The 18495-nt window shown below is 45.9% G+C and carries 14 protein-coding genes; 13 read left to right on the top strand and 1 reads right to left on the bottom strand.

Annotated elements, in window-relative coordinates; genetic code table 11:
* Positions 1-336: 336 nt before the first annotated feature.
* Complete coding sequence (locus MOX91_RS03505) at positions 337-669, bottom strand: hypothetical protein (RefSeq protein WP_370396693.1); 333 nt, start codon at positions 667-669, stop codon at positions 337-339.
* Positions 670-1065: 396 nt separating this feature from the next.
* On the opposite strand from MOX91_RS03505, the gene MOX91_RS03500 reads away from it, so the two are divergent.
* The 13 genes from MOX91_RS03500 (at position 1066) to MOX91_RS03440 (ending at position 18467) form a co-directional block, all read left to right on the top strand.
* Positions 1066-2418 (top strand): Gfo/Idh/MocA family protein, encoded by a 1353-nt coding sequence (locus tag MOX91_RS03500; protein WP_370396692.1) that lies wholly within the window; start codon positions 1066-1068, stop codon positions 2416-2418.
* A gap of 30 nt (positions 2419-2448) precedes the next feature.
* Positions 2449-3690: a ThuA domain-containing protein gene (locus MOX91_RS03495; protein ID WP_370396691.1), complete on the top strand. Its 1242-nt coding sequence runs from the start codon at positions 2449-2451 to the stop codon at positions 3688-3690.
* Positions 3691-3703: 13 nt separating this feature from the next.
* Entirely contained in the window at positions 3704-7267 is a 3564-nt protein-coding gene (locus MOX91_RS03490; RefSeq protein ID WP_370396690.1) for a ThuA domain-containing protein, read from the top strand.
* Positions 7268-7362: 95 nt separating this feature from the next.
* Positions 7363-7809 carry a NanQ anomerase/TabA/YiaL family protein gene (locus MOX91_RS03485; RefSeq protein ID WP_370396689.1) on the top strand — a complete coding sequence of 149 codons (447 nt, stop codon included), beginning with the start codon at positions 7363-7365 and terminating at the stop codon, positions 7807-7809.
* A gap of 10 nt (positions 7810-7819) precedes the next feature.
* Complete coding sequence (locus MOX91_RS03480; protein WP_370396688.1) at positions 7820-9013, top strand: DUF3142 domain-containing protein; 1194 nt, start codon at positions 7820-7822, stop codon at positions 9011-9013.
* Positions 9014-9247: 234 nt separating this feature from the next.
* Positions 9248-11098 (top strand): hypothetical protein, encoded by a 1851-nt coding sequence (locus MOX91_RS03475; protein WP_370396687.1) that lies wholly within the window; start codon positions 9248-9250, stop codon positions 11096-11098.
* A gap of 61 nt (positions 11099-11159) precedes the next feature.
* Positions 11160-11831: a metal-dependent transcriptional regulator gene (locus tag MOX91_RS03470; RefSeq protein WP_370396686.1), complete on the top strand. Its 672-nt coding sequence runs from the start codon at positions 11160-11162 to the stop codon at positions 11829-11831.
* Between the two features lie 37 nt (positions 11832-11868).
* Positions 11869-14010 carry a ferrous iron transport protein B gene (feoB, locus tag MOX91_RS03465; protein WP_370396685.1) on the top strand — a complete coding sequence of 714 codons (2142 nt, stop codon included), beginning with the start codon at positions 11869-11871 and terminating at the stop codon, positions 14008-14010.
* Positions 14011-14114: 104 nt separating this feature from the next.
* Positions 14115-14498 (top strand): Fur family transcriptional regulator, encoded by a 384-nt coding sequence (locus MOX91_RS03460; RefSeq protein ID WP_370396684.1) that lies wholly within the window; start codon positions 14115-14117, stop codon positions 14496-14498.
* A gap of 119 nt (positions 14499-14617) precedes the next feature.
* Entirely contained in the window at positions 14618-15739 is a 1122-nt protein-coding gene (locus tag MOX91_RS03455) for an ABC transporter ATP-binding protein (protein WP_370396683.1), read from the top strand.
* Positions 15740-15754: 15 nt separating this feature from the next.
* The gene (locus MOX91_RS03450; RefSeq protein WP_370396682.1) at positions 15755-16666 is read left to right on the top strand and encodes an ABC transporter permease; all 912 of its coding nucleotides are present in this window, start codon (positions 15755-15757) and stop codon (positions 16664-16666) included.
* Positions 16663-17439, top strand: coding sequence for an ABC transporter permease (locus MOX91_RS03445; protein WP_370396681.1), 777 nt, complete (start codon positions 16663-16665; stop codon positions 17437-17439). The genes MOX91_RS03450 and MOX91_RS03445 overlap by 4 nt, the downstream gene beginning before the upstream one ends.
* On the top strand, positions 17436-18467 hold the full coding sequence (locus MOX91_RS03440) for an ABC transporter substrate-binding protein (RefSeq protein ID WP_370396680.1): 1032 nt from the start codon (positions 17436-17438) through the stop codon (positions 18465-18467). The genes MOX91_RS03445 and MOX91_RS03440 overlap by 4 nt, the downstream gene beginning before the upstream one ends.
* Positions 18468-18495 lie beyond the last annotated feature (28 nt).

The raw sequence follows: 18495 nt of genomic DNA, 5'->3' as shown, positions 1-18495 counted from the left end.
AGAGCATCGGGCATTTCTTCCGTTTTTTACGTCTCAAAGCCCACACCTATCAAATAACTTGGCGCAATCCCGTACCAATTCCAACATAACGTATCAAGCAGCTGAATTTAAATTAGGACTTATTTTTCTATGTATTTACAAATGTCGGCGGACTTATGTCCGCAAGTTGAAAACACGTCGAAATATATAGCACAAACTGCTTGCAGTTTGCCCGAAGGACGATAACAGCAAAGCAAACGAGTGTAAAAAAAGCCAATATTTAGTGAGATAACGAAATCTCAAACCCTAATAAAAAATATGTTTGATATGCTGTCTTAGAATGGAGACGGAATTTCGTTAAGTTGCTTGATAGGTTGTGAATGCGAAAAAACGGATGAGCCCGATGCTGTTGTGTTTTATGAGGCGTAGCGACCTTTCGGTCGTGAGTCCGAAATAAAACAAGATGGAGAGCAAGACCACGCTTGAGTGGGTAGCTTTGCCGAAAGGCAAAGAGCCGAGCGTAGCGAGTACAAATGAAAAGACTTCTTTTACGGTTGCGAAGCTGTAAAAGTTGTGATGCTTGATAGGTGTGGGCTTTGAGACGTAAAAAAACGGAATAAACGCGCGATGCTGTTGTGTTTTGCGAACGGGGAGCTGTACTTTGTACTGCCCCCTGAACAAAACCAACATGGAGCGCGAGACCACGCTTGCGTGGGTAGCTTTGCGAAAGCAAAGAGCCGAGCGTAGCGAGTGCCGAGACTTGCGAAGCAAGCGAGTACAAATGGGCAAAAAATCTATCTACTACGGAAGCGTCAGCTCTTTATCTTTTAGATTTTTTGTTTTTGCCCATTCCGTTTTATTCCGTTTTTTTGCTTGAAAAGAGAAAAATGCGACTGTAATATACTGTACTTGTTTTATGAGAATGGCGTAATTTTTCAATTCCGTCTTTTGATTGCTTGCATGGGGGAAGGAGTTGTTTATATGTTGTTTTCATTGCAGAATTTCCAAGGAAATTCTTTTTAGAAGGGGGAGAGGGCGCGTTAAGACTATCAATGCGTTCTTGTTTTAAACAAAAATATTGAAATCATGAATATCAGCAGAAGAAAATTCTTAAAAGGCGCGGCAATGGCGGCAATGTTTCCTTTGATATATAAGGGAAATTTGTTTGCGGCGGGAAATTCCGCGCCAAACAGCCGTTGCAATCTCGGCGTAATCGGCATCGGCAAACAGTGCGACGGGCATTTGAACAGCCTTACAGACTTGCCTTATGTTCGCGTTACGGCAATTTGCGACGTTGACGACAAGCGTTTGAAGTATTGGTCTGATAGAATTGTCGAAAAATACACAAGAAAAGAATTCGCGTTCGACAAGCCCAAATGCTGCAAGGACTTCCGCGAAATATTGGCGGATCCGTCCATAGACGCGGTGTATATCACTACTCCCGACCACTGGCACGCAATAATGTCGATTTTGGCGGCGCGCGCGGGCAAGGCGATTTACTGCGAAAAGCCAATGACTTTCACAATGGAAGAAGCCCGCAGGGTAACCAAGGCGGTAAAGGATGCGGGTGTTGTTTTCCAGGTAGGTTCGCAACAGCGGAGCATGGAAGGCTTCCGCCATGCCTGCCAGCTTGTCCAAAACGGGTATTTGGGCGAAATAAAGGAATGCTGGTGCAGGCTTAACTATTCATTGGCGTCAACTCGCAACTGGAAATATGAAGACGTCCCCGCAGGCGTCGATTGGGACATGTGGTGCGGACCCGCTCCCTACAATCCTTATTCAAGAGAGCTTTTGCCAATGCTTTCCGACAATCCGAATCCGTATAACGAGCATGGATTTCCCGCATGGAGAGACCACCTCGACTACGGCAACTCAAATCAGGCGGACTTCGGCGCGCACCACTACGACATCGCGATGTGGGGTTTGGGCTTGGACGGAAAAGGTCCGAAGCGCGTCGTTGTTTTGGACAACGCAAACCTTCCCGGAACGCCCGGCAAGAGGCAGTATTATTACGAAACGGAAGCGGGAACGAAAATTTTCAAGGGAAATCCATCGAAGGATGTCTGCCCCGTCGATTATGCGGTGGTTTTTGTTGGAACCGAAGGCGTTGTCGCGGCCGACAGAGGCGGCATGAACGCATTTTGGGCAAACAAAAAATACTTTTACGACATGAAAATCGGAGATGGCGACATTGTTCGACAGAGAGCTCCCGGCAACGAGCACCGCGATTGCTTCTTTAACGCGGTCTTTAACGGTGCTCCCGTTACCGCTCCCGTTGAAGGCGGCATGACTTCGGCGGAAGTTTCCATCATGGGCAATATCGCCTACCGCCTGGGCAGGTCTTTGGAATGGGATTGGCGCAAGGGGGAATTCGTAAACGACGACGAGGCAAACAAGCTTCGTGTTCGCCCAAATCGCGGAGAATGGGCGTTGATTTAAATTTAAAAAAAACAACAGAAAGGTCTTAACATGAAAAAAACATCATTGATTTTGGCATCGGCGCTTCTGGCATCTGCATTTGTATTTGCTGCGCCCAAGAAAACATCTTCTTTCCCGAAAAACTTTGACCCCCTTGTAAACACCAAGAAGGAAACCACAAACTACGTAAACTTCAAGAAAGACAAGAATACCGGTGAAATCTTTACGGAATATCTTTGCGACAAGGTGATGACCGAAGAGGAAATTGCAAAAACGATGGAAGCCACTCCGAAGGTTCCGAGAATCAGAAAAGTCCGCAACTTTTTGGTTTGGGACAGAACCGAAGGTTTCCGCCATACGGAAGGCATTCCTGCGCTTCGCACTTTTTTGGAATGCCTTGAAAAGAAGTCGAACGGAAAGCTTGCTATGCACTTTACGGACGACCGCAAGGAATTTGAGTCTCTCGAAAATTTAAAGAAGTATGACTGTGTAATCATAAACAACTGCACGGGGCGTTTCTTTGAATCTTACAGGGGAGTTCGCGAAGGCTACAAGGGCGACCAGTTCCGCGAAAAGACCGAAGGCATGACAGGCGATGAAAAGAGGGAAGACGAAAAGATGAACTACATCTGCCGCGATAACCTCATCCGCTATGTCGCAGAAGGCGGTGGCATTATGGGTGCTCATGCTGCATGCGATGCGATGGATTGCCGCGACAACAAGCACAAGTTTGAAGAAAAATCTCCCGAACTTATCGACATTTTGAAAAAGTGCGACGCTTGGGACGATGTGAAAAACGAAGAAAAGTTTTCCGCGTATCCCGTCATGATGGGCGGCAGGTTTGCGGGGCACCCGTGGGGCGCAGGCAACAAGGAGGAAACTTTCATTATTGAAGACCCGAAACACCCAATCGTAAAGGGCATTTGGGCTGAAGACTCCTTTAAGCTTCAAGACGAAATTTACACGTTTATCGAAGCTTACGGCTACGACCGCAACAAGCAGCGCATCTTGATTTCAATCGACTACGACAAGAGCCCGCTAAACGACGGCGCGGACCCGATGACCCGCACGAATCGCAAAAACAAGGACTTCGGCTTGGTCTGGGTAAAGGAATTCGGCAAGGGCAGAATTTTCTACGGCGCATTCGGGCACAGAAAAGACGTTTACTATCGCAATCCCGAAGTTTGCGAAATGTATATGCGCGGTCTTTTGTTTGCCTCGGGCGAAACAAAGATTAACAAGAAGGACTTGAAGCCTTTGGGCGAAAAGAAAAACCCCTATTACGGAAAATAATTAGAAAATTTTTATGAAAAAATCTTTTATCATGGCACTTGGCGCTCTCTTTGCGGGAGCGGCATTTGCCCAGCACTATGAAAGGCCCGACGTGGTCTTAACTGCCGAGCAGGTTAAAATGACCGCCGACGCCGCGCCCAAAAAACTTCATGTTAAGCCTAAAAAAATCCGCAACTTCCTTGTTTGGAGCAGAACGGAGGGCTTCCGCCACACAGAGGGCATTCCCGCTTTCAACGAGCTTATGAAAGTTCTCGTGGCGCGTTCGGACGGCATGTGGAAAGTAAAATTTTCCGAAGATGTAAAAGACTTCGAGCTTGAAAATTTAAAGAAGTACGACTGCGTAATCATCAACAACTGCACGGGGCGTTTCTTTGAATCTTACAGGGACGAGCGCGAAAAAATGTCGGGCGCGGAAAAGAATGCCGATACCGCCGCAAACATCAAGTATCGCGACAATCTCATAAAGTACGTCGAAGAAGGCGGCGGCATTATGGGTATGCACGCGGCATGCGATGCCATGGACTGCAAGGACAATTCAAATCCCGGCGAAAAGTTCCCCGCGTATCCCGTCATGATGGGCGGCAGGTTTGCGGGGCACCCGTGGGGCGCGGGCAATTCGGCGGTGACAGTATTGGTTGAAGACCCGTCCCATCCTACTTTGCTTGGCTTGTGGGAAAACAACGAGTTTAAAATCCAAGATGAAATCTACACGTTCATAGAAGAGTACGGTTACGACCGCGACAAGCAGCGCATTTTGCTTTCGCTTGACTTCGACAGAAGCCCGAAAGACGGCGGCAGAGACCCCATGCTGGAAACCCGCCGCAAAAACAAAGACTTCGGGCTTTCGTGGGTAAAGAAATTCGGCAAGGGCAGAATTTTCTACGGAGCGTTCGGGCATCGCTTGGATGTATATTGGCGCAATCCCAAAATTTGCGAAATGTACATGCGCGGCTTGCAGTACGCATCGGGCGATTTGCCCGCAGACGCAACTCCGCTTGGAAGCGAAGTTCAGAAAAAAGCTCTTGCTGCCGCAAGTGTCAACGCTGTTAAAACTTTGCGCGACATCGACTACGGAGATTCTCTCGGTCCGATAGAAACAGTGTTCTTCCGCGCGTATCAGGCGATATCCGAGTCTCCTGAAACGGCTTCGCAAGTCGAAAAAATTTGCGTCTCGGAATTAAAGGCGAAAAGCGGAACAAACCGCTACCGCAAAATTTTGTCCGAACTTTTGCAGGTTACAGCCGCAAATTCTACCGCGGCGGACGTGGGCGAAATCATAGCAAGGGATTGTGTTGACAAAGACCCGAAGTCGCGCTTTTACACTGAAAGTTTGTTCATCTCTTTGGCTCGTTCAAAGGATAAGGACGCGGTTTCGGTTTTAAAGAAGCTTTCCTCCAATAAGGCGGACTATATCGCTCGCGATGCCGTCACGGCGTTGTCGTACCACAAAGATTCTTCTATTTTGGAATTTTTGAAAGGCAAGTTTGCGTCGGCAAACAAGTCCGGAGACACAAAAATGGCTTGGACTGCGGCTTCTGCAATCGCCCGTTTGGAAACTCCGAACACCTTGCCCGCATTGGCTGATGCTTACAAGTCCGCAAAAAATCCGATGGTGAAAAACCTTTGCGCGGAGCTTATTTTTGCAAACGGCGAACTAAACAAACCTGCGCTTGAAAAGTTTGCCAATGAAATTGCCTCCGACAAAAACGCCCCCGTCAACTTGCGCACTTTGGCGGCTATTGAGCTTGTCAAAAAAGGCAAGGTTTCAGGCGGTGTTTTAACACGCGACGTAATCAGAGTTTTGGGCGAAAACAAAAGCGTCAAAATTCCCGCTGAATTGTCACTTGCAAATCTTCCCGAAGAGGACAAGGCGGAAATGATTTACGCATTGGTTAAGCGCGGCGAAGGCTTGGAAGATATTTTGAAAGTCGAGCCAAAGACTGCGGGAACAGCCGTAGCCATAACCGAAGCTATTTCAAAATTCGGCGTTGAAGACGGTATTGCAAAGGCGGTTTCGTTCGTCCCCCTATATGAAAGAAACAACGATTTCCGCAATGCCGCGTTCATTCTTGCTTCCGCGAAAATCAAAAACAAGCTGCAAAAGTTTACCACGTTTTCCGAAAAGCTTGAAGGCAGGGAGCGCGATTTTATGAAGGTTGTGATTTCCGAACTCGACTCTTCTTCTGCCGCCGACTTCATCTTTGGCATTATCAAGGGCAATGCCGACGAAAGTGTGAAAGCGGCAGCTTTCGAATCTCTTAAAAACGCGGTTTTGAAAAACAGCGAAGTTTTCGTGAGAACCGCCGAGATTTACAACACATTGCCGCAGGGCTTGAAGCGTCCTGCGATGGGCTTGATGGTGACTTGCTCGCGCCGCGCTTGCGACGACGACATGGTTGCCGCCGCGACAAAGCTTTTCGATTCCGCCAAAACGCCTGCCGAAAAGTCGCAATTCATGCGTTTTGCATCGGCGAACAATTCCGATGCGGGCGTAAAAATGTGCTTGCACGCGTTCAAGTCGAACATGCAAAAGCAGGCTCTTTCGGAAATATCGAAATGGAACAACGAAACCGCTCTTGAACCGCTGGTTTCCCTTGATAAATCGTTGAAAAATCCCGAAGAGCGCAAGGCGGTGCAGTCGGCTATCGTGACAATCTTGGCAAATGCGGGATTGCCCGACCATTCCGCCGCCGACTACATAATCAAAAACGCCGTGCAAAAATCGGACGCAAAGAAAGTTGAAAAGTTGAGGCGCTTGAATTTGGCAAACTTCAAAATGGAAGAATTGCCGAACGGAATTAAAGGCACTTGCTTTAAAAATTCCGGCGAATTGAAGTCGGCATTCGATGGCAATCTCGGTTCGAGATGGAGTTCTGGGGAAAGCCGCAAGCCGGGGCAGTGGATTCAGTTTGAACTTCCGAAGGCGAGGTTCTTGAGCGAAATCCATTTAAATTCGGCAAATTCTGCGGGAGACGTAACTTTGAACCCGAAACTCTTTGCGGGAGAAACTTTGGACGACTTTGATGAAGTGAAGTGCGATGTAAAAACGGAAAAAGGCGTTGTAATTTTGAAGTTTAATAAGCCCCGTAAAGTCAAGATGGTTCGCGTTGAAAACAACGGCGAAGGCGGTAACTGGTGGAGCATACACGAAGTCGTTTTTGTAAATGATCCGTCAGTTTACAAGGAAGGATTAAAGAAAGTCGCAAACGGAATTTCCGCAAGCTCAAGCAGCGGCGCAAACCCGAAGGACGCTTTTGACGGCAACATAAATTCCCGCTGGTCCACAAATGCCGCGCGCGAGCCCGGGCAGTGGTTTATGATTGCATTCGACAATCCGCGTTCTGTTTCAGAAATCGCCTTGCTTCTCGGCGATTCCACGGGCGACAGGGTGTTAAGCCCGACCGTTTTTGCGGGCGATTCCATTGAAAAAATGGATTCAGTAAAAATCAACTACAAGCGCGACATGAAACAAGACACTTTGAAGCTCGAAAAACCCGTGAAGGCTAAATATTTCCGCATTGAAAACAACAAGCAAAGCGGCGGCTATTGGTCGATACACGAAATCGAGGTCAAGTAGCATTGAAAACTCCGAAAGTCCGACGCTCGAAATGCGTCGGATTTTTTTGCGCAATTTAATTTGATTTTTTCAAAAAAAAATTTAGAGCTTGAATCATGATAAAAGCCAAACTCGAAAATTCAAAAAAGTATTCAAAAATTCACCCTTGTTTTGAGCGCGCTTTCCAAGTCCTTGCTGAAATTGCAAAGAATTTTAAAGCGGAAAACATTGAAGAAAACGGCGTGCGCTATCTCTGCCAAACCTACAAAACCGCGCCCGCATGTGAAAAAAAATCGGAAGTCCACAGGAAGTTTATAGACATTCAGTTTTTGGCAAAAGGCGAAGAAAAAATCCATTTCGGCTCGAAAGACTCCCTTGAAGTTTCCGAAGTTTACGACGGCGAAAAAGACGCCGAATTTTTGAAGGGCGAAATGGAGGAATTTTGCATTCTGCATTCGGGGGAATTTGCGGTGTTTTTCCCCGAAGACGCGCACCGTCCGGGTTGTATCGCGGGAAGCGAACCTTGCGAAGTCCAAAAAGTCGTCGTTAAAATTCCCGTTTGAAATTGTTAAAATGTTTGGGGGATTGAGGTTTGCGTTTGCTATTTTCTGCGCGCTTTTTGCCGCGCAATTTTGCAAAGCCGCGCAAGTTTATTTGTGGCGTCAAAGCTACGATGAAGATACGGGAAAATCTTTGGAAATTGCGGCGCGGCATTTTGAAGCCGTAAATTTTTTGCAGGCAAAAATAAGTTTTGGCGGAGGCAATAAGCCGCGCCTTGCGCTTATTCCTATAAATGCGGATTATTTGCGCGGCTTAAAAGTAAAAAAAATCGCCTGTATAAGAATTTCAGGGCTTTCAGCGTCAGAAAAAGAGTATGCCGCGCTCGCCCCGAAAATTTCTAAAATGGTTCGTTTTTGCGCATTGAAAGCGGCGGAGAGCATTGGAATTGACGAAATTCAAATCGACTTTGATTGTCCCGAATCCAAGCTTGTATTTTATGCGTTGTGGCTTGAAGAAATACGCGCTGTTTTGCCAAAAAATCTTTCCCTTTCCATAACTGCCGTTCCGTCGCAAATGAACGCGAAGAATTTTGAAAAGGCGGTAACGCATTGCGATTATTTTACGCTCCAAATCCACAACATCGCAAACTACGGCGGCGGGCTTAAAATTTTTGATTTTGAAAATGCGCTTTCGGAAATTCGTCGCGCGGACAAATTCGGGAAAAAATTTATGGTTGCCCTTCCCACTTATTCACATTTTGTCGAGATTGGCGAAAACGGCAAATTATCCAGAGTCTTGTCTGAAAATTTTGCGGGAGTTTCTGAAAGGGCTTCTCTTAGGATTAAAAAAATATCTTCAAATCCCCTTGAGGTCGAAAAGCTTTTGCTTTCAATCAAAGAATTAGAGCTGAAAAATTTTTGCGGGGAAATCTATTTCAGGCTTCCGTGCGGGAATGAAATTTCAAACTGGTCGCTCGAAACGCTTTTATCTCTTGCACAAGGGGAAAATTTAAAATTGTCGCACAGGGTTTTTACGGCGGAAGCGGGAAATGTTTATGATGTTTTTCTTGAAAACACGGGCAATGTGGATTTATGCGCGCCTTTTAAGGCGTTTTGCAAAATCGAAAACGCAAAGTACTGCGAGGGCGTAGGCGGTTTTGTTTTTAATGGCAGAACCGACGGCGGAGTTATTTTGAAAAACGGCGATGATTTAACATTTAAATTAAAGCCAAATAAAAAAATTAAAATAGGCTGGATAAAAAAATGAGAGATTTTTTATTTTGCCGCTAATATATAAAGAGGAATGTTTATGAAAAAAATTTTAATGTCGGTTTTAACTTTTGCATCTATGCAATGTGCGTTCGCTTGCGTTTATTGCGGGCCGGAAAACAGCTTTGATATTAATTGGAGTAATCCCAATGCCGCTTTGGCGCACGGGTATTTGTTCCGCTTAAAAAACAATTTGCGAAACAATATGGAAGGGGCTTTGCAAAATCCAAAAATGAAGGCAAAATATGAAGCATCGCGGCCGCGCGAAAAAACGCCCGAAGAGGAAAATCCGATTTACGTTAAATACCGCAAGAGCCTTTCCGAATACAAAGAGGAAATTTCTTCCCATAGGGATTTTTATTGGGAAGATAGCGGCAATACAGGCATTGCTATCTCAAAATTCATGTCTTGCGTTGCGGAATTTCAAAATTTGAAAGGCAAAATATCGCCCCAGCTTTTCGAGTACGAACTTGGCGCGATTAAGTATGTCGAAAAAAAATATGACGAGGCAAAAAAGCATTTTGAGAATGCCTTAAATATGCCTGAAAATGTGCGCAAAATGGAAGCCGCATTTATGGTGATGCGCTCTTTGCAAAAGAAAAATCCAAAATCGGAAGAAGTGTTGACTGCGTATAAAGATGTCGAAAAACTTTTTGACGAAGGGTGTCCCGACCCTCAAAATCTCGCTTTTGAAAGCGACGGCTATCTTGCAATGTGGCATTTGGCGCGGGCGGAATATTTTGAAGCCTTGCAAATTTATTTTGACAGATACGCAATCATAAATCTGTCGGATTTAAAAGATCGCGAATATACCGAAATTGTTTGGGGCGAATCTGAGGAAAGCTTGATGATTGCGCTTAAAAAGTGCGTCAAAGTGAATTTGGAAAAAATGGCGTCCAATCCCGTTTTTGCGGAACTTGCGACTTCTTATTTGGTGTCGGGCAGAAACCCGTATGATAAACGCGATTTGCTCTTGCTTTGGGTTGAAATTTTAGAGAAAAAGGGACTGTCCTTTAAGCCCTTTGGCGGAAAAATTGCCTTTGCGCTTTACAACGCGGGCGAATATGAAAAGGCGGAAAAAGTATTGTCGCTTGCCGATGAAAACGAGCCTCTTGTCCGCTGGGTCAAGTCTAAGTTTTTGATAAGAAATGAAGATTACAAAGCGGCGGCTCAAATTATTTCAGATATCATAAAAAACTATTCGGACGGCAGTTTGGCAAAATTTAATGAGGATGAATTTTACTTTTGGGGTTTTTTGCCAAACGGTTTTTGTTTGCGCTCAAATGATGGCGAGTTTAACAGCGAACGCCATTTGGTTTTAAGAAATATTGAAAATAAAGACCCCATGCGCTCGCGGCTCATCGCGGAATACGGGCTTTTGAAATTCAATTTGCAGGATAAAATCGGGGCGATGGAATGCTTCTTTAATGCGGATTACTATTTGGACGCCGCCTATATTTGCGAAAAAGTGCTCACTTTGGGCGAACTCAAAAACTATGCAGATGCCAATATTGAAGACAAGTCTCCCAAGGCAAATTTTGTGCGGGCTATTTTGACGCTTAGAATTTTGAAAGAGGAAAACTCTTTGGAGAATGCGCGAAAATATTTTAGCGGCGACAAGAAATACGTCGAATTTATGGAAACTTTCGCAGATGCAATGAAAATCGCAAAAGACGAATCAAAGCCCGCAGAAATCAGGTCGGTTGCGAACTGGGAAATATTCACGCTTTATTGCGAGGGCGCGGCTGAAATGTTTTTGGAATTTTACGACAGCGGAAGACCCGAATACCGCTACGAAGCGCGTCCTTATCCCAAATACTTGTACACGGCGTTTGACCATGCCTTGAAAGCCGCAGATCTTATGCCCGACAAGTCTTTGGCGGCAAGGATGTATGTATCTTCGCATTGGAAGTTGAAGGATTCGGAATATATTGATATTGCATATAAAAACCTGTGCAAGCGGTGCCGAGGTACGAAAGAGGGCGAATACGCATGGGAAAAGCATTGGATGCCCAAGGAAAAGGAAAACCCGAGAGCTGTTTTGGAAGATTTGAAGAAATTTTATCCGTATAAGCAGTTGTAAAATTTTTCAAATTAAGATTGACAAGTTAGGTAATCCTAACTTCTATTATTCGGATAAAAAAATGGCAAAAGAGCGTCAAAAGTTATCGGAGAATCTGGAAGATTACTTGGAAGTAATCCAGAACATTTCTTCTCGGGAAGGCACTGTGCGCCCGAGCGACATTGCGCGCGAAATGAAGGTAAAACGCCCTTCGGTGACTTCGGCTTTAAATTCTTTGGCGGCAAAGGGGCTTGTGGAGTACGAGAAGTACAAGCCTGTTTCCCTCACCAAAAACGGGGAAGAGCATGCAAGCTCCATAAGCAAAAAGCATGCGCTTTTGCGCGAATTTTTTACCGACATTTTAGGCGTTCAGGCGAGCGAAGCCGACTTGGTCGCCTGCAAGATGGAGCATATTATGGATGACTCCATCATGAGCAAATTCTCTAAATTCGTGAAAGGGCTCACAAATCCGTGTGCCTCTTGCCCGTCTTTCGGGGAAAAGGATTGCGCGCGGCATTGCAAGCATGCGGTTTTGCTTTCTTCTTTAAAAACGGGGCAGGCGGGAATCATACTTGCGGTTGACAAATCGCTGGGCGATGTGGCTTGTTTTGCGGGCATGGGAATTGTGATTGGAAGCAGGGTCGAGATTGCGAGGGTCGCCCCTCTTGGAGACCCCGTCGTTTTAAAGGTCAGGGGCGCAGAAATTTCTTTAAGAAAATCGCAGTTAAAATCAATAACAGTCAAACCTGTCTGATTTTTTTTAATGCAAAGTTAGAGGTGGCTAACAGAAAATGGAAAGTGAAGTTTTAAGATTTTTACTGGTAGGCAATCCGAATTGCGGCAAGAGCACGATATTTAATTCCCTTGTCGGCGGCAACGCGCACGTCGGCAATTATTCGGGCGTCACAGTCGAAAGAAAAACGGGAACTTTTGAGGTGGGCGGCATAAAGATTTCAGTCGAAGACCTGCCCGGCGTTTACAACATATCGCCTTCGTCGGCGGAGGAGGAAGTTGTGCGCGACACATTGTCTTCTGGCGATTTCGACTTGATTGTGAATGTAATGGATTCGTCAAATCTTGAGCGCAACTTGTTTTTGACAATCCAGCTTGCGGAAATGGGGTTGCCGATGGCGGTCGTCTTGAATATGACGGACGAGCTTGAAAGCAAGGGGCAGTTTATCGACGAAAAGGAGCTTTCAAATCTTTTGGGCGTTCCCGTCGTAAAGAGCGTGGCTTACAAGTCTTCATCGGCGGCGTCTTTAAAGCTTTTCCTTTTGGATGCGTTTTTGAAAAAGCGCGAGCCTAATTTTTTGTGGTCGAAGTTTAAGGACAAGCCGCTTTACAGCGATGTTTCGCAAATTTCCCACTTGATTGGCAAAAGCCTGCCGAAAGAGTCGGCGGATTGGGCGCATTGGCTTGCGATAAGGGCAATGGAAGGCGACAAGTCCATTTTGGAAAAAATCCGCGCTTCATCAAAAGAGCTTGCCGACGCCATAGAATTTACTTGCGGAAAAATCGAAAGCGACTTCGGCGAAACTCCCGCGGGTTTGATTGCCGCCGCGCGGTTTAAGCTTGCAAACGACATCGCAAGAAAAACGCTCTTTGGCAAAAATACCAAAACCCAAAGCCCTAAGGAGTTGTATTTTTTAGATAAGCTCTTCTTAAACAAATATTTGGGTTTGCCGATATTCTTTGTTCTGATGTTTTTGACATTCCAGTTCGTCTTTGCCCTCGGCGATCCGCTGATGGGGTATATGGAAGACGCATTTGCCGCTTTAAGTTCTTGGCTTAACTCTGTTTGGGTTGGCGGCGGATTTTTCAAGTCGCTTGTTGTGGACGGAATTGTAGGCGGAGTCGGCGGTGTTTTGGTGTTTTTGCCGAATATTTTGATGCTGTTTTTGGTTCTTTCTATTTTGGAGGATTCGGGCTACATGGCGCGCGCCGCATTTTTATGCGACAGGCTGATGCGTCGTTTCGGGCTTAGCGGCGCAAGTTTGATTCCCATGCTCGTTGGGTTCGGCTGTTCCGTTCCCGCAATCATGGCGACAAGGAGTTTAAAAAGCAGGAGCGAGCGCATTGCAACCATAATGGTTTTGCCTCTTTTTAGCTGCGGTTCGAGGCTTCCGATTTACATTTTGCTCATTCCCTGTTTCTTTGCCGAAAAATACAGGGGAGTTGCGATGTTTTGTATATATTTGACGGGAATTGTTCTTGCTTTTGTTTTGGCAAAGCTTTTGAGGCTGAGCTTTTTCAAAGGGGCGGATTCTTCGTTTGTGCTTGAATTGCCCGCCTACCGTTTTCCGCGTCCGTATAACACTCTGCTTCAAATATGTTCCAGAGCCTGGGCTTTTTTAAAGAAGGCGGGAACTTTGATTTTGGGTGCTTCCGTCATTCTTTGGGCGGCGGCGACATTCCCGGAAAAAACCGTTCTTCAAAAAGATTATGACGCGATGATTGCTGAAGTGCAAAACAACGCTTCTTTGTCGGACGAAAAGAAAGCCGAGCTTGAAAGCTCCATTCTCGGCGAGCGCAGGGCGGAGATTTTTGACTATACCGTTAGCGGCAGGGCGGGCAGGTTTTTGGAAACCGCGCTAAGACCTCTTGGCTTCGACGCAAAAATTTCGAGCGCGCTCTTGGGGGCGATTGCGGCAAAGGAAGTTTTTGTGTCGCAGCTTGGCATAGTTTACGGAGTCGGCGAGGGCGACGCCGAAAATTCTATGCCTTTGCGTGAAAAGTTGGAGCGCGACTACACGCCTCTTCAGGGAATGTCGATACTGCTTTTTATCCTGATAAGCATGCCGTGCATTGCGACCGTTGCGGCAACTTACTCCGAGACGCGCTCTGTCAAGCTTGCGGCAATGCAGGTATTGGGGCTTACGGCTCTTGCATATGCGGTGTGCTTTGTCTTTTACAACGTCGCTCTCATGTTTTAAATTTTCGCAAGTAATGCGGTATTTTATGTATTTTTTTTAGTATTAAATATTTATCTTGAAAAGTGAGAATGATTATCTTAATTGTTTAGCCAGAAAAATTAAAAATGAAATATTCAAGGCAAAAAGATGAAATATTGAAGCTGATGCGTTCGGGCAAGCTTAACCATCCGAGCGCGGCGGAGGTATTTGTGGCGATGAAGGAAATATTGCCCGACATCGGAATTGCCACTGTTTACAGAAATTTGAACGCGCTTTCCGACATGGGTTTTTTAAAACGTTTAAGTTTCGCGGGCGAAGCGGATAGGTACGATTTCAATTTGGAAGACCATCACCACGCAATATGCCTCGAGTGCGGAAAAATTTTCGATTTCGACATGAAGCTTGACGGTTCAATAGAAAAAGAATTGGGCGAAAAATCCGGCTTTTCGGTTACGTCGGTAAAATACATCGTCTTTGGCTATTGCAAAAAATGTGCCTGCGGTAAGTAGGGATTTTTTCTCCCAAATTTCGGATATGTAAAAAAATATCAAAAAACGTTTGTAAAAATAAAAAAAATGGTTTGAATTTTGTCTCTTAAAAAGATAAATTATTTTTGTTTTTATGAGAGATGGAAAGTTTCTTTAAGCTCGAAAATATAAATAAAACATTCGGAACTCATCGCGCGGTGTATGATGTAAGCTTGAATGTGAATAAAGGCGAGGTCTTTTCTTTGTTGGGACCGAGCGGTTGCGGCAAGACAACGATGCTTAGAGTTGCCGCGGGCTTTGAAGAACCGGAATCGGGAAAAGTTTTTTTGGACGGCAAAGACATAAGCTCTCTCCCGCCCAACAAGCGCAAAATCAACACCGTTTTTCAAAACTATGCGCTCTTTCCCCATCTCAATATTTACGACAACATAGCTTTCGGACCGCGCATTGCAAAAATTCCGGAGTCTGAAATTGAAAAGCGCGTAAAAAATATGCTCGAACTCATACGTTTGGAGGAGCATGCATTTAAGCGTCCCGACCAAATAAGCGGCGGGCAGAAACAGAGGGTTGCGATTGCGAGGGCTTTGATTAACCGCCCTTCGCTGTTATTGTTGGACGAGCCTTTGGCGGCGTTGGACTTGAAGCTCCGCCAGCACATGCTTTTGGAGCTTGACAGAATTCACGACGAAGTCGGCATCACTTTTATTTATGTCACCCACGACCAGACCGAAGCAATGAGCTTGAGCGACAGAATTGCGGTCATGAACAAGGGGCGCATCGAGCAAATCGGAACTCCTGCCGAAATTTACGAAAGCCCGCGCACGAAATTTGTCGCGGAGTTTATCGGCGACACAAATTTCTTTGAAGGGAAAGTCGTTGAGCGTTTGGACGGCGAATATTGCAAGATAGACTTGTTCGGTTTTGGTGAATTTGCGTTTTTTAACGAAAGCAGGCTCGATGTTGGCGCAAACGTTACAATCAGCATGCGCCCCGAAAAGTTCCGAGTTTACATGGAACGCCCCGCCGATTCAGCCGCAAGCGGAATGAATTTGATAAAGGCGAAAGTGGTTGACATTGTATATCAGGGGGCGCAGACAAATTACTGGGTCATTGCCGGCGACAAGCGAATTTGCGTGCGCCAACAGCACAACAGGTGTTATCTCGACTTGCGTCAGCCGACTTGGAACGACGAAGTTTGGATTGCATGGCACAAGGACGACGTAAACATGCTTGCGGGCGTGTCTCAAAACGGCGAAAGTTAGCGGGAGGCGGGAAAAATGGCGGATTTACCTTTAAAAAATAATTTGGCGCGCCCTTCCTCGTCAAAATCTTTTGTGGAAATCTTTTTGACAATGCCTACTGCGCTATGGCTCGTCTTGTTTTTTGTAATCCCGTCAATTTTAATTTTTACAATCGCATTCCACTGTGCGGATTCTGCGGGAGGCATTGGCAGTGAATGGACTTTGGAGACGGTAAAAAGGGTCGCATCTTCAAATTATGTCGCGATTTTGTGGCGCACCATTTGGGTAAGCGCGGCGGTTACCGTAATTTGCATATTGTTTGCCGTCCCCGTAGGGTATTTCATTGCATGCGCAAACAGAAAGATAAGACCTTGGCTTTTGCTTTTCTTCGTCTTGCCGCTTTGGACGAATTTTCTCATCCGCATTTTTGCGTGGAGACTCGTTTTGCATCCCGACGGATTTTTGCGCAAGAGTCTGATTTTTTGCGGAATGTCAGACGAAGTGTTTTTGCTTAACAATATGGGGGCAGTCATTGCGGTTACGGTTTACACGTTTTTGCCGTTTGCGATTTTGCCCGTTTATGCGGCTGCCGAAAAATTCAACTTCGCGCTTTTGGAGGCGGCACGCGACTTGGGCGCGAGCAGGTTCAAGGCTTTTTACTCCGTGTTTATTCCCGGGATAAAAAAGGGGATTATAACCGCGCTTTTGATTGTTTTTGTTCCTGCACTCGGCTCTTACGCAATTCCCGATTTGATTGGCGGTGTTTCGGACGAATTGATTGGCAACAAAATCGCCCTTAGAGCAATGCAAAACAGAAATCTGCCCGAAGCCGCCGCCTATGCCGCTGTGCTTGCGATAATCATCATCGCGCCGATAGCCGTTTGGTTTGCGTTTAACCGCAAAAATTTGAAGTCGTTTATCAAGGCGAGAATGGGAGGGGAAAGATGAAATCGCGTTTTACTTCGCTTTTGGTGACGCTGTTTGCGCTCGCGTTTTTGTACATTCCCATTTTGACGCTTGTCATGCAGTCGTTTAATTCGTCGAGGTTTGGCGGGGAGTGGAAGGGATTTTCTTTAAAGTGGTACGAGGCTCTCTTTAATGATGCGGCGATTTTGGACGCGACTTTGAACACCCTCATAATCGCGTTTTGCGCGACGATATTGTCAACCATTCTCGGGACGCTGTCGGCTTGGGCGTTGCATCGCTTTCAAACCAAGCTTCAAGAGGCGAATTATACTCTTGTTTACGCTCCTCTCATTATGCCCGACATTTTGATGGGCATAAGCCTGCTATTATTGTTTGTGAGCATTGGTGCGGACTTGGGGCTTGTCACGGTTGTGATTGCGCACACAACATTTTGCGTAAGCTATGTGGCTTTCACTGTTCTTGCGAGGCTTCAAGATTTCGATTTCAGCATAATACAGGCCGCTCAGGACTTGGGCGCGGGCTGGGGCAGGATAATCCGCCAAATCCTCCTGCCTTTGCTGTGGCCCGGAATAGCGGCGGGCGCAATGATGGCGTTTACGTTGTCGATGGACGACTTTGTGGTGACTTTCTTTGTGGGAGGCCCCGGCAGCACGACTTTGCCCGTAAAGGTCTTTTCGATGATGAAGCACGGCAGCCCCGCAATCATCAACGCGCTTTCAGTAATTTTTATGTCGCTTACTTTTACGGTTGCGATAGCCGGTCAAATAATAACAAACAAGAAAAGTCATAAATGAAAAAAATCATCTCGATAGTTTTGGCTTGCGCCTGCGCGCTCGCTTTTTTTGGTTGCGGCCCCAAAAAGCCCGTTTTACATGTTTATATGTGGTCGGACTACATAAGTCCCGAGTCTGTTGAATGTTTTGAAAAAGAGTTTAACTGCAAGGTCATAATCGACACCTTCGATTCAAATGAAATGATGTACGCCAAGATAAAGGCGGGCGGTTCGGGCTACGACCTCATTCAGCCTTCGAGCTATATGGCAAAAATAATGAACGACCAAAAAATGCTTTTGCCACTCGATAAATCCAAAATCCCCAACCAAAAGTATATCGATAAAGATTTCTTAAAAAACAACGCGCTCGACAAGAACATGGATTATTCCATGCCGTACATGGTTTGCTATGCGGTTGTCGCCTACGATGCCGACAAAATCAAAAATTTGCCCGACACTTGGAACGTGTTTTCAAATCCCGAATTTAAAAAGCGTTCCACCGTGCTAAACGACATAAGGGAGCTTATCGGCATTGCGCTCAAAGTAAACGGATTCAGCTTCAACTCCACAAACGAAGCGGAGCTTCAAAAGGCAAAGGAAACAATTTTGAAGTGGCGCGAAAATGTTGCCAAGTTTGACAACGAAGGCTATAAAACGGGCATCGCAACGGGCGAGTATGTTTTGGTGCACGGTTATAGCGGAGACCTTGCGCAGGTTCTCTTGGAAAAGCCGAATCTTAAACTCATGTTCCCGAAGGAAGGGCTTTCGATTTCTTGCGACGACTGGGCAATCCCCGCCGACGCAAAGAATGCGGATTTGGCTCATGCTTTTATGAATTACATGGCAGAGCCTGAAATTGCAGTTCAAAATATGGAATTTTCGCAGTACGACGCGGTGAATACCGAAGCCAGAAAGCTTATGCCCGAAGAATTGCGAAACGCTCCCGCAATGAATATTCCGCAGGAAGTTTTGAATAAGAGCGAAGTCATTATGGACTTGGGCGCGGATAACGAAAAATACAATAAAATTTGGGACGAAATCAAAATGTAGTTTCTCTCCCGAAATTTTTATGCAAAAA

Source organism: Intestinicryptomonas porci (assembly GCF_033971905.1).
GTDB classification, from domain to species: Bacteria; Verrucomicrobiota; Verrucomicrobiia; order Opitutales; family Intestinicryptomonadaceae; genus Intestinicryptomonas; species Intestinicryptomonas porci.
Note: the sequence above shows the minus strand (reverse complement) of the source record. Positions and strands in the feature narration are given on the sequence as shown.

What these genes read in the sequence shown, in the direction of transcription:
- MOX91_RS03505 (WP_370396693.1), bottom strand. Translation starts at nt 669, where the DNA reads ATGTTGGTTTTGTTCAGGGGGCAGTACAAAGTACAGCTCCCCGTTCGC.
- MOX91_RS03500 (WP_370396692.1), top strand. Translation starts at nt 1,066, where the DNA reads ATGAATATCAGCAGAAGAAAATTCTTAAAAGGCGCGGCAATGGCGGCA.
- MOX91_RS03495 (WP_370396691.1), top strand. Translation starts at nt 2,449, where the DNA reads ATGAAAAAAACATCATTGATTTTGGCATCGGCGCTTCTGGCATCTGCA.
- MOX91_RS03490 (WP_370396690.1), top strand. Translation starts at nt 3,704, where the DNA reads ATGAAAAAATCTTTTATCATGGCACTTGGCGCTCTCTTTGCGGGAGCG.
- MOX91_RS03485 (WP_370396689.1), top strand. Translation starts at nt 7,363, where the DNA reads ATGATAAAAGCCAAACTCGAAAATTCAAAAAAGTATTCAAAAATTCAC.
- MOX91_RS03480 (WP_370396688.1), top strand. Translation starts at nt 7,820, where the DNA reads ATGTTTGGGGGATTGAGGTTTGCGTTTGCTATTTTCTGCGCGCTTTTT.
- MOX91_RS03475 (WP_370396687.1), top strand. Translation starts at nt 9,248, where the DNA reads ATGAAGGCAAAATATGAAGCATCGCGGCCGCGCGAAAAAACGCCCGAA.
- MOX91_RS03470 (WP_370396686.1), top strand. Translation starts at nt 11,160, where the DNA reads ATGGCAAAAGAGCGTCAAAAGTTATCGGAGAATCTGGAAGATTACTTG.
- feoB (WP_370396685.1), top strand. Translation starts at nt 11,869, where the DNA reads ATGGAAAGTGAAGTTTTAAGATTTTTACTGGTAGGCAATCCGAATTGC.
- MOX91_RS03460 (WP_370396684.1), top strand. Translation starts at nt 14,115, where the DNA reads ATGAAATATTCAAGGCAAAAAGATGAAATATTGAAGCTGATGCGTTCG.
- MOX91_RS03455 (WP_370396683.1), top strand. Translation starts at nt 14,618, where the DNA reads ATGGAAAGTTTCTTTAAGCTCGAAAATATAAATAAAACATTCGGAACT.
- MOX91_RS03450 (WP_370396682.1), top strand. Translation starts at nt 15,755, where the DNA reads ATGGCGGATTTACCTTTAAAAAATAATTTGGCGCGCCCTTCCTCGTCA.
- MOX91_RS03445 (WP_370396681.1), top strand. Translation starts at nt 16,663, where the DNA reads ATGAAATCGCGTTTTACTTCGCTTTTGGTGACGCTGTTTGCGCTCGCG.
- MOX91_RS03440 (WP_370396680.1), top strand. Translation starts at nt 17,436, where the DNA reads ATGAAAAAAATCATCTCGATAGTTTTGGCTTGCGCCTGCGCGCTCGCT.